This is a genomic window from uncultured Gimesia sp., from assembly GCF_937919775.1.
Lineage (GTDB): Bacteria > Planctomycetota > Planctomycetia > Planctomycetales > Planctomycetaceae > Gimesia.
Map to the genome: position 1 here is coordinate 1 of NZ_CALFPF010000331.1, position 11,440 is coordinate 11,440.

Sequence of the window (11,440 nt, forward strand, 5' to 3'; positions counted from 1 at the left end):
CCCGCGCCAGAGGCAGAAAGCGTTGATGAACGCCCAGATCCCATTTACCATAGATGCCGCTGACATAACCGGCGGGTTTCAATAATTGTGGCAGCAACTTTTCACGCACATCCATACCGCCAATACGTTCGAAGGAGACTTCATACTCTGCTGGTTTGTACTTGTGACCATAGTCGGGGGCTTCGTTGCGGATCATGTCATATATGCCATTCCGCTGCGGATAACGCCCTGTCAGCAGACTGCCTCGACTGGGAGTACAGGCCGGCCAGGTCACATAAAAATTGGTCAGCTTCGCACCTTCTTTAGCCAATCGATCCAGATGGGGAGTCAGCACTTCCTGACTACCGAAACACCCCAGGTCCTTGTATCCCTGGTCATCACTCACAATCAATACAATATTGGGAGGGGCATTTTCGGCTGCGAAACAGATGGCAGGCACCATCCAGACGATTAACGCCAGGCATAAGAGTTTGAAAATAATGCCACGCTTATTAAGGAATCGATTTACATTCATGGCCGGTCTTTTCATTGAAAATAGCTGAATACACCTTAGGTACGACGATCACTTTATTTAGAATAACAAAAGCATCAGGGAAAACACAAATCACTTCTCCAGGAACCGGCTTCATGAAATTATTATCCAATCCTGTTCTTAGTCTGATTTTCAGACTGTTCCTGGTGATTGCTGCAACGCCCGTAATCGCGGAAGAAAGTGCATTTGTGCCGACGGGATTTCAACTCTACTATGGCAGTGATCCCACACTATTGAACCAGATGCAGCGGCAAATGCGAAAGGGTCAGGTCGCTGTTATCGAACTGCGCGGACTCGACCAGAAACAGATCTCAACGTTAATCGAGAGTGCACATCAGGCGGGTACGAAAGTGATCGCCTATCTCAGCGTCGGAGAACTGGGACAGATCGAAAAAGCAAACTTCGAACTGTTTCTCAAGCAACACAAGTCCCCACGTGCATTGGCAGACATGATCCTGAGCAAGAATGAGACGTTTCAATCCTGGCACATGGATGTAAGTGAAAAAGCCTGGCGCGATTTTCTGTACCAGAGGATCAAACAGATTTACGGTCAGAACGTGGATGGTCTGTTTCTGGATACGGTCGATACAAGTGACCTTTATATCAATCACCGGGAGTGGCCGATACCGCGCAGAGCCCAAAGTGTGAGTGCCATGATTGATCTGATACGGGAGATCAAAGCGCTGTCACCGAAAAAGTTCATCCTGCAGAATCGCGGACTGAATCTGATCGGAAAATCTGTTTTTGTCGGAGATGCCACTGGGATTTTCATTCCGGGTCTGGAGCTGATGAAATCTCACCCGCATAACCCGGACGGCTTGCTGTGGGAAACGGCTTACGCGCATACCGGGGATTGGATAACCGGCAAAGAGCGGGAAATGATCCAGATTCAAAAAAATGGATTCACCACGGTATTTACTCTGGGATACACAGACACCAACGTTGATCGCGGGCAATTCTTTCAGAAAAGCCGTGCCGCAGGATTTATTCCCGCGTGGGGCAGTTCCACCACAAAACTTCATCTGGAACTGACTCAGGAAACCAATGCTGACTGATGTGGCTCAGATCATGAAATCGGTTTCGCGTCCCAGAATCCGATCGACCAGATCCTGAGGCAACTCGATGGCAGGGGACTGTTTTCCGGCAACATCCGTCGGGTTAATTCCGCAATACTGCGACCAGGGGCCGAGGTGCCGCCAGCGTCCGGCACGAATCGGTTCGCTTTCCATCACGGGAGTCGTGCAACGGTTGCAGCCAATCGTCGGAAAGCCCTGTTTATGCAGCGGATTCGTGATGACCTGATTGTCTTTGAGGTAAGCCTGAAACTCTTCCTTGGATAAACTGGCCAGAATATTCACACGCAGACAGTTCATATCAGGGTCAATTGCCAGAATCGGTACATTGGCACGCTGCCCCCCATCGGCACGACGCAGACTGCCAATCAGCGCGTCATACTGCTCGGCGACCTGCAGCAATGGTTGTGACTTACGCAAATCACAGCACTGCTCCTGCCCTTCCACTGAAAGATACAAGACTCCCAGTTCTTCTGTCTGCTGCTCCATTGTCCGAGCCGGCATGAGAGTGACGATGTTTAAATCGTACTCTTTGATGAGCCGATCACGCGTATCCAGCGTTTCCTGGTATAAGACGCCGGTATCGACAAATAGAATTGGAATGTCCGCTTTCATCTGACTCAGCATATGCGCAACGACGCAGCCCGCGCGCTGCATCGATGATAACGCCGCCAGTCGGGAGCCAAACATTTCCTGCGCCCAATGAATCAGTTCAGCGGGTGTTCGTTCTTCAAATGCTTCGTTGAGATCTGCTAAATCGGCCTGAGTCAGACGTGCCATTCAAGTATTCCTGCCGCGATTTCCCCCCCCTGAATTGATGCGAAAGGGAGATCGCTGAGTTGAAACAAATTCCTGTAAACCTAGTGAGATTTTGCTTTCACCACTTCAATTTCAGGAATTGTAGCGAACCATCAGAAATACCTCAATGCGCGCATGAACCGGTTCTCCATCAATCAGAGTGAAAAATCAGGCCGATTCACAGAAAACCGTTTCACGACAGTTAGAAAATCAGGCCAGCAGCCGCTCGACCTTGGGAAAGCGGGCACTCTCAAATTGAAAGAACTCCTCTTTGTTCAGATCCGCAATGCTGTCGACCACCAGATCCGGCTGATAAGCATAATAATCCAGATCCGCCAGTGAAGTACCTCCCGAGAGAACCAGCACGGAACGGTATCCCATTTCCACGCCACCCAGGATATCTGTTTCCATCGTGTCGCCAATCATCGTAGTCTGGGCAGAAGAAATCCCTAATTCCTGACGCGCAGTCCGCATCATCACCGGGCTCGGCTTGCCGACGCTGAAGGCTTTTTTCTTCGTAGCCGCTTCCAGCATGGCAACAATGGCCCCGCAGCCGGGCCTGAGACCATTCTGAGTCGGACAATTCGGGTCCATATTCGTGGCAATCAGTTTTGCTCCGTTTTCAATCATGCGCACCGCCGCTTCGATCATTTCGAAGTTCATCGACCGCCCTTCACCCACCACGACATAATCGGGATCATGATCCACAATGGAATAACCGTTCCGATGAAGTGCGTGTAACAAGCCCCCTTCCCCAATCACGTAAGCAGTTCCGTTGGGTTTACTTTGCGCAAGAAACCGCGCGGTCGCCATGGCACAGGTAAAAATGTGTTCTTCACCGACAGTGATTCCCATCCGGGACAGTTTCGTCACAACATCACGGCGGGTCCGTTGACTGTTATTCGTTAAAAAAATGAAAGGCAGATCCCGTTTTTTTAACTCATTGATAAATCCGACTGCCCCTTCAATCAGGTCAGTCCCTCTGTAAATGACACCATCCATGTCAATTAAGTATCCTGGTAACATCGCTTTCGGTCCTTGAATTATTTAATTTGAATCGAGACTCGTCGAGTCGATCTTCAGATGCGGGAGCGCGCTCACTGAATATTTCAGTGTTTGAATCGGGTCATGGAAGATTGTCTGTTAACCACAGACCATTGTTATCTATTTCTGAACTCCAAAGTGACCATCAGAACAATTCATTTTATTCGCATCTGCTGAAGTGATTTAGCGCATTGTAAAACTAACTGTTCCAGACACATCGCAATTGCCGTGCCGTACCCGGCCGGCCGATTGACATCCCTGACGAACCGGAAGATTGTAACCTCTTGGCACATATACCTTTCCCGCCTTTCTCCCGAAATAGCGCTGTCTGGAAAACCACGAATTCTTTACAGGGTTCTCACAATGACAACCAGACAGAGACTTAGCATTTAAGCGAAGCTGCACAGGAAATAGACAAAGCCTTGTTCTCGAATTCAAAGCGTGGAACGGAGATTTACACTATCTAAAAAGAAGACCCCGATCGGCTCAATCAAAGCCGGTCGGGGTCGCAACGAACACTATTTCACACAGTGTGAGTACAAACTTTGATCTACTCTGGTTTTGTTAAATCCTGGATCTCAATTCGCCTGGGTTGCAGGTCCAATTTTTTATCCAGCACCACCGTTAACACACCCGCATCCAGCGTTGCATTGACTGAAGCAGGATCAACCCAGTCCGGAAGCTGTACCACCCGCTTGAATTTTCCATGACGGCGTTCATTATGCAGATACTCTCGTCCTTCCACAGACTTTCGTTCTCCACTCAGTACAAGGTGACCATCCTGAAACTCCAGCGAAAGGTCATCCTTATTCATGCCGGGAACATCGAGGGCGAGATGGTATTTACCAGCTTCTTCCCAAACCGAAAGAGGCGCATAGGCGCCTTCAAAGCCTGACAATGATTTTCCGAACATCTGACTGAATGCATCATCCAATTCAGAACGAAGGTTTGCGGAAAAAGGAAAACCCAGTTTGTGTGTGCGTGCAGTTAACATGTTTTTGTCTCCTTGAAATGCCATTCTTCTTTTATTGATTTTGAAACCCGAAAGGTTTCATTCCGTACAACTTTGACACAAGATGACATAGCACAGAACATGCCAAATCAGGCTCAAACAAATTAGATTCTCAACAAGTCTTTTCCAAATAATCACTTAAGAACCAACAAAAGCCGAGCATCATCTAACATAAAAAACCAGAAACATGTCATTTTGGCACCAGTAGACACCATGCAAGGAACGCCATTATGGCACACACCCTCTCTGGCGTAAAAAAACTCGCAGCAAACCAGATGATTTACTGCGAGTCGATTTCTATCGCTCTGCGATTACAGAATCGATATTGCGATTAAGCGTTATAATAGAGATCAAATTCGTAAGGATGAGGTCGCAGACGAATCGGATCCAACTCTTCGGTTCGCTTGTGCTTGATGAAGGATTTGATCAAATCTTCGCTGAAGACATCGCCGGCTGTCAGGAAGGCGTGATCTTCTTCCAAAGCGACCAAGGCCTCATCCAAAGATTTGGGAGCGATATTGGTTTCAGCCAATTCTTCCGGGGTCATGTCATAGATGTCACGATCCAATGGCTCACCAGGGTCAGTCTTGTTCTGAATCCCGTCAATCATTGCCATCATCAAAGCGGTAAAGCTCAGATAACCGTTGGCAGTCGGGTCAGGACAACGGAATTCCACCCGTTTTGCCTTGGGACTGCCGGAATACATGGGGATTCGACAGGCAGCAGATCGGTTACGCTGACTCATCGCCAGTGTGACAGGCGCTTCAAAACCGGGCACCAGTCGATGGAAGCTGTTGGCCGTCGGATTCGACAGTGCAATCAAAGCACGACCGTGACTAAGAATTCCGCCGATCGCGTGCATGGCTGTTTCGCTTAAGCCTGCATAACCATCGCCGTACATCAAAGTATCTCCCCCCTTCCAGAGTGAGATATGAGTATGCATACCGGAACCGTTGTCTTCAAAGACGGGCTTAGGCATAAAGGTCACGGTTTTGCCGTTTCGCTTGGCTACGTTTTTGATCACGTATTTATACCACATGAACTGGTCAGCCATCTGCAGGAGCGGTGCAAATTCCATATCGATTTCGCACTGGCCGGCGGTAGCCACTTCATGGTGATGTGCCTCTACGACAATCCCCACTTTTTGTAGTTCTTCGACCATTTCCGCACGCAGGTCACCGTAACTGTCAATCGGTGATACAGGGAAGTATCCCCCTTTGTATCCAATTTTGTGTCCCAGGTTTCCCCCTTCAGACCGACCTGTATTCCAGGCAGCTTCTGAAGAATCGATTTCATACATGGCCCCTCTTTGATTCGAGAGGTAACGTACATCATCAAAGATGAAGAATTCCGGTTCCGGACCAATAAAACAGGCATCTGCGATGCCGGTCTGTTGCAGATAGGCCAGCCCTTTTTTCGCGACATTACGCGGATCTTTGTTGTAATCCTCTTTGGTAATCGGATCAACAATATCAGCGAGTACACTCACGGTAGGCGACTTGAAAAAGGGATCCATTTTCACGGTTGAAGGATCAGGCACGGCAAGCATGTCTGAACTGTCAATCGGTTGCCAGCCACGAATTGAAGAACCGTCGAAACCAACGCCGTCTTCAAAAGTCCCTTCGCTCCAGGTGCTGATGGGGTACGAACAATGCTGCCAGGTACCAAAGATGTCGGTAAACTTCAAGTCGACCATCTTAGCGCCATTTTTTTCTGCAAAAGCAAAAAAATCTTTGGGAGTCATCGCAAATTGCTCCTCTATTGATTTGAGTGAAACTGCAGGAGTAAGGCCCGTCATACCCCGTCCTGTGAAGAACCGATCATATCCACAATAAGTCTAAACAATGTGCGCGTCAGACAATCTAACAATCGCCCAATCACGAAAAAAGTAACCTGTAATAACGGAAACCGTTATCACCCGGAACACTTTTCCTTCACTTGTTCTTGCGTGAACTCCTCCACATCCCTCGACTTGCAAAATCATGAAAGGAATGCCATTCACATTTCTCTGGTTACTCAAGTTCATCATGAATTTAAGCAGATCGGCTGGGAAAAAAGCGATTGCAGGAACTCGCAACCATACCGAAACCAGAGACACAAAATACAACCAGGCACGACTTTGACGGAACATTCAGGTGCCGGATGCATCTTACTCAACAGCTCAATACAGTAACGAATTTACCTGCAGAAATCTACTGTCAGAGTTAGCTCCCTGGCAATTCGACATCGGATCTGAAATTTCTTAACCTGTGATATTTCAAGCGACTTTGCGATGATTAACGGTTACCAGGTTCGGGGAAACGAGGCGTAATAAAACGATCAGAGACGACCGATTACTAAAGAAACTTGCATAAAACGGAAATCATAAAATTCGTATTGGTTGCAGTTACTTTTTATCTGATTTTCACATCTCGTTTATACGGTGACTAATGCTTTCATCTCGCGCACTGCCTGCTCCATGCCGACCAGCACCGCGCGGGATATAATACTGTGACCGATATTTAATTCACTCACATTCGGTATCGCAGCAATTTTGGCGACATTACGATATGTTAAACCGTGCCCCATATGCAGCTTTAATCCCTGTTCGATCGTAAACTGCGACGCCCTGAGGAGTGTTTCGTATTCTCTCTGCTGCTCCTCGGCTGAAGCGGCATCTGCATAGCGTCCGGTGTGCAACTCGACTCCATGCACGCCGAGATTTTTTGAGGCAGCAATCTGGTCCAGATCAGGGTCAATAAACAGGCTGACTTCAATCCCCGCCTCTTGCAGTTGAACGACACAACTTTTCACCCGTTCAAAATTCGCAACGACATCCAGGCCCCCCTCCGTGGTCAGTTCCTCTCTTTTTTCCGGCACCAGAGATACCTGATCGGGTCGCACCGCCAAGGCAATTCCGGTCATTTCCTGTTCAGCCGCCATTTCAAGGTTCAATTTCACCTGCACCGTTTTCTTCATCGTATAGAGATCATGATCCTGTATATGCCGCCGGTCTTCCCGTAAATGTATGGTAATCCCGTCTGCGCCACCTAATTCCGCCAAAACAGCGGCCCAGACCGGGTCCGGTTCATATGTCAAACGAGCCTGACGAACGGTGGCAACATGATCAATATTCACGCCTAGAGCTGGCATTGCAGTTTTCTTTCTAATGTTGAATCGATTTCAAGATTTCTTACCACGAATACACACGCAGAACGAAGCTACGCTCTTTCCTTATCGACATGCGCACTCGGTATAAAGTTCTCTCGAATCCTAAAAGTATCAACGTATGTTATTGGTTTTTCAGAGAATATCCAGAACCGAATTCCAGGAATCTCAGGCATTCTTTTCATTTTCGAAATAAAATGGAACGCTTTTGTCGCATTTTCATGCTCGCTGACGAATCACTCGTGAATCAAGTACCCCGTTACCCGTTCTTAGCACCATTTCAGCAGTGAGCAGCCCATGTTTTCCAATAAATCCAACAATTTTTTCAAACACTTTGCACTCAGATTCTGCCGAAATCTTCGCAGTCTGTTCGAAAAAGCTCCAGCACATTCACGCCGCCGTCGCAATCTCTCACCAGTTTACTCGATCGTACAAACGGAAAACCTCGAAGACCGACAATTATTGGCGGCCGACGATTTGACAGACCTGGGCGATGATTTTGAAAACGCCGCCACACTCGCCAACTGGCAACGCATCTACCAAACCGAAGGCTGGGGCGCTGATCAGCTCGAAACCTGGAATATCAACGAGACTCAAGCAGGCAGAATGGTATTTGCCCCCCACACTGCTGTCTGGTTTGATGACTACCGCGGTCCCCTGGCTTACAAGGAAATAACGGGGGATTTCGTTGTAACAACGCAGGTCAATATTTCAGACCGTGACGATATTGGAGACAGTGATCTCGACGATGTGCCCAACGGGTCGCAATTTTCGCTGGCGGGACTCATGATTCGCACTCCCCGGAACATTCTCAATCCGGAACTTGACTGGAGTCCGGGTTCACAAGTGGATGATGACACCAACGATGGCGAGAACTACATCTTTCTTTCGCTGGGCTGGGGAAATTCAGGTAATGAATTTCAAATGGAAACCAAAACCACCCGCAACAGCGATTCCAATCTCGTACTCCAAAACAGGGGCGACAATTCCATGATCAATCTGCAGATCGCGCGAATTGGAGATACCGTCTATACGCTTTATCAAATTCCCGGTGAAGCCTGGGTACTCAACAGCCGCATCCATCGGCCCGATTTACCGGAAACACTTCAGGTCGGCATGGTGTCTTATACCGACTGGGAAAAGGCAAATGACTATGATCCGTTCTATCAAAACAGCCACACGCTGGAAGCAGGAGGTTTTGATCCGACTCCGTATGTACCGTTTGAGCCTGATCTGGTCGCGGGATTCGAATTCATTCAGTTCGACCGACCGGAAATTCCGGAATATTTACAGGGCATCGACCTGCGGATTCAAACCACAAATTTACAAATGCTTTCCTTTTTAGGCGAGAATGTCAATTCGCCGATCATTCCCGATCCGGAATCATTCACCCCCATGCAAGTCGGGATGAATCTGGAAGGCATCGCCGACTGGAGTACCGCCTGGACGTTTACCGACATGGCGCACACCATGCGTTCCTGGAACAGTGTCAGCCTGAATCTGGATACCTTCCAATCCCAGTGGGGTTCCACATTGTTTGACATCAACCTTGATGAAAATGGCTGGCCTACTGAAACACAGCAGACCGTCAATGAATTAGGGGAAACCATCATTCAACAGTACATTGCCCCCATCCTGACGGGTGAAGTCAATCCTGCCGGCATTTACCGGGCAGAGTGGGACGGAGAAGCAACGGTCTGGTTGCCGGGAATCATTGAACAGGGCATGACTCCCGAAGGACGGCATTACGCGCTGCTGGATCTGCCGGAGAACCAGGATGTCTTACTGACGATTACAGACATCAACCCTGCCAATTACTTCCGCAATTTCAACCTGTGGCTGCCCGACTACAACGGCCAGAGTTTTGTCGGTCAGGACTGGCAGCCGGGCGCTGACTTTTCGCCCTTCCATCCATTGTTCCTGGAACGTCTGGACGCGTTTGATACCCTGCGATTCATGGACTGGATGGAAACAAACGGTTCCGACATTGTCACCTGGGAGGACCGTGCAAAAATAAATGATGCGACATTCTTTGGAGGCAACGATCCGGCAGAGTTTCATAACGGCATTGCCCTCGAATACATGGTTGAACTTTCGAATCATCTGGATGCCAATCCCTGGTTCAACATGCCTTATCGGGCCGACGACGACTTCGTTCGCAACTTCGCCGAGATGGTACGCGATACGCTCGATCCGGAACTGACGATTTACGTGGAATGGTCAAACGAAATCTGGAACTACGCTTACGGTTTTGAGACCAGCTACTGGATCCAGGATCAACTCGCCTTACCCGAAAATGCGGGAATGAGCTGGTATGACTTTGCTGCCGGCCAGATGCAGCAGGATTTTGAAATCTGGGAAGAAGTTTTCGTTGGACAGGAAGACCGCATTGTACGGGTTGTCGCCGGACAGCAGGCGAATCCGACTGTATTGGAAAATCTGCTCCCGGCCATGAATGGAAATTTCGATGCCATCTCGGTCACTGCCTATGCCGGTCTTGGCACGGAGCAACTGGAAGGTTTTAACGAATTTACCACAGCCGATGATGTCATCGATTCTCTTCTGGAAGAAACCATTCCCTGGAGTCTGTCCCGTCTGATCGACCACCAGAATCTGGCTGACCAATACTCGCAGATCCTGGGACGGGAAATTGACCTGGTCACGTATGAAGGGGGATCTCATCCGGACGCCTACGGCTGGCCTGTTCAAACTGTTGTTCATGAAGCCTCACTCAGCCCGCGCATGTATGATGTTTATCAAGTCTTATTGAACAGCGCACAGCTGATCGGCGTTGATCTGTTTAATCAGTATATATTTACCGGTAGTGGAGAATCTGCTCCCTGGGGCGACTGGGGCCTGTTACATAATATGGATCAGCCTCTGGAAGAAGCCTATGACTATCAGTCGATTCTCGAATTTATCAACAGCAATACTCCGGAAGTCTTACCGGTTGTGAATATTCAGGCTCCCGCTGCAGACGTGGAAGAGTCAGATTTTGGGCAACTGGAATTTACTCTCACCCGCAGCGCTGATCAGCTCGACGCGCCGCTGACTGTCTATTATCAGATCTCGGGAACTGCGACTCCCGGAGACGACTTCAGTGAATTGACTGGTGAGGTGACCTTCGCCGCCAATGAAAGTTCCGTTACGATCCTCGTCAGTATTCTGGAAGATTTACTGGACGAAAATGATGAAAGCATTGAGATCCAGCTTCTGGATCAGGATCAGTATGACCTGGGTGAGTCCATTGTGGCCAGCGGTTTGATCATCGATAATGATTTTACAAATGTTGCTCCAGCGGCAGGATTGATTTCTGATCAAGAGATTCAAGAAGGCGCCCCTTTTGCTCTGAATGTAAGCGGATTCTTTTCCGATGCCAACACGGTTGACGGCGATTTATTCACACTGTCAGCCTCGCTGGCTGGTGGCGCCGTATTACCGGACTGGTTGGGATTCAATGCCGCAACGGGCGAATTGAATGGTACTCCCGGTTCAACCGATGCCGGAACGATTGAGATTGTGATCACCGCCACCGATCTGGCAGGTCTGGAAGCAAGCAGCACGTTCCAGTTGACAGTCACGCCGATTCTGATCACACAGTATGACCTGAGGATTGTGAAGTCGCCTACCAGCACTTCTGCGATTGGTGAAACCCTGACACTCCCCCCAAATGCCAGTTTTTTGTCAGAGTGGGAATCGTATTGGGTAGAGGTCTGGGGCAGCGTTTCCAACTCGACTGATGCGGGAATCGATGCGTTTTCCTTCAATCTCAACTACAATACTGAATACACCACCGCCACCAGCATCCAGTTCGGGGCTGCATTTACAGAAGAC

General features: G+C 48.9%; 8 protein-coding genes. 2 read left to right on the forward strand and 6 right to left on the reverse strand.

Annotated features, from left to right (window positions below):
- The coding region (locus tag Q0294_RS09155) for a sulfatase-like hydrolase/transferase (protein WP_366917943.1) at nucleotides 1–442 on the reverse strand (442 nt) is incomplete at its 3' end.
- 185 nt (nucleotides 443–627) lie between these two features.
- On the opposite strand from Q0294_RS09155, the gene Q0294_RS09160 reads away from it, so the two are divergent.
- Nucleotides 628–1,587, forward strand: a complete 960-nt coding sequence (locus Q0294_RS09160) for an endo alpha-1,4 polygalactosaminidase (RefSeq protein ID WP_299463707.1) — start codon at nucleotides 628–630, stop codon at nucleotides 1,585–1,587.
- A gap of 6 nt (nucleotides 1,588–1,593) precedes the next feature.
- Here the strand turns inward: Q0294_RS09160 and Q0294_RS09165 are convergent, their stop codons facing one another.
- The 5 genes from Q0294_RS09165 to Q0294_RS09185 form a co-directional block, all read right to left on the reverse strand.
- Nucleotides 1,594–2,385 (reverse strand): phosphoadenylyl-sulfate reductase, encoded by a 792-nt coding sequence (locus tag Q0294_RS09165; RefSeq protein ID WP_299463710.1) that lies wholly within the window; start codon nucleotides 2,383–2,385, stop codon nucleotides 1,594–1,596.
- 228 nt (nucleotides 2,386–2,613) lie between these two features.
- Entirely contained in the window at nucleotides 2,614–3,429 is an 816-nt protein-coding gene (locus Q0294_RS09170) for an HAD-IIA family hydrolase (protein ID WP_299463713.1), read from the reverse strand.
- A 568-nt stretch (nucleotides 3,430–3,997) separates the two neighbouring features.
- A complete protein-coding gene (locus Q0294_RS09175) occupies nucleotides 3,998–4,441 on the reverse strand; it encodes an Hsp20/alpha crystallin family protein (protein ID WP_299463715.1) in 444 nt (147 codons plus the stop codon).
- 349 nt (nucleotides 4,442–4,790) lie between these two features.
- Complete coding sequence (gene glnA / locus Q0294_RS09180) at nucleotides 4,791–6,203, reverse strand: type I glutamate--ammonia ligase (RefSeq protein WP_299463718.1); 1,413 nt, start codon at nucleotides 6,201–6,203, stop codon at nucleotides 4,791–4,793.
- A gap of 671 nt (nucleotides 6,204–6,874) precedes the next feature.
- Nucleotides 6,875–7,591, reverse strand: a complete 717-nt coding sequence (locus Q0294_RS09185; protein ID WP_299463721.1) for a pyridoxine 5'-phosphate synthase — start codon at nucleotides 7,589–7,591, stop codon at nucleotides 6,875–6,877.
- 312 nt (nucleotides 7,592–7,903) lie between these two features.
- Here Q0294_RS09185 and Q0294_RS09190 point away from each other — a divergent pair.
- The coding region (locus tag Q0294_RS09190) for a putative Ig domain-containing protein (RefSeq protein WP_299463724.1) at nucleotides 7,904–11,440 on the forward strand (3,537 nt) is incomplete at its 3' end.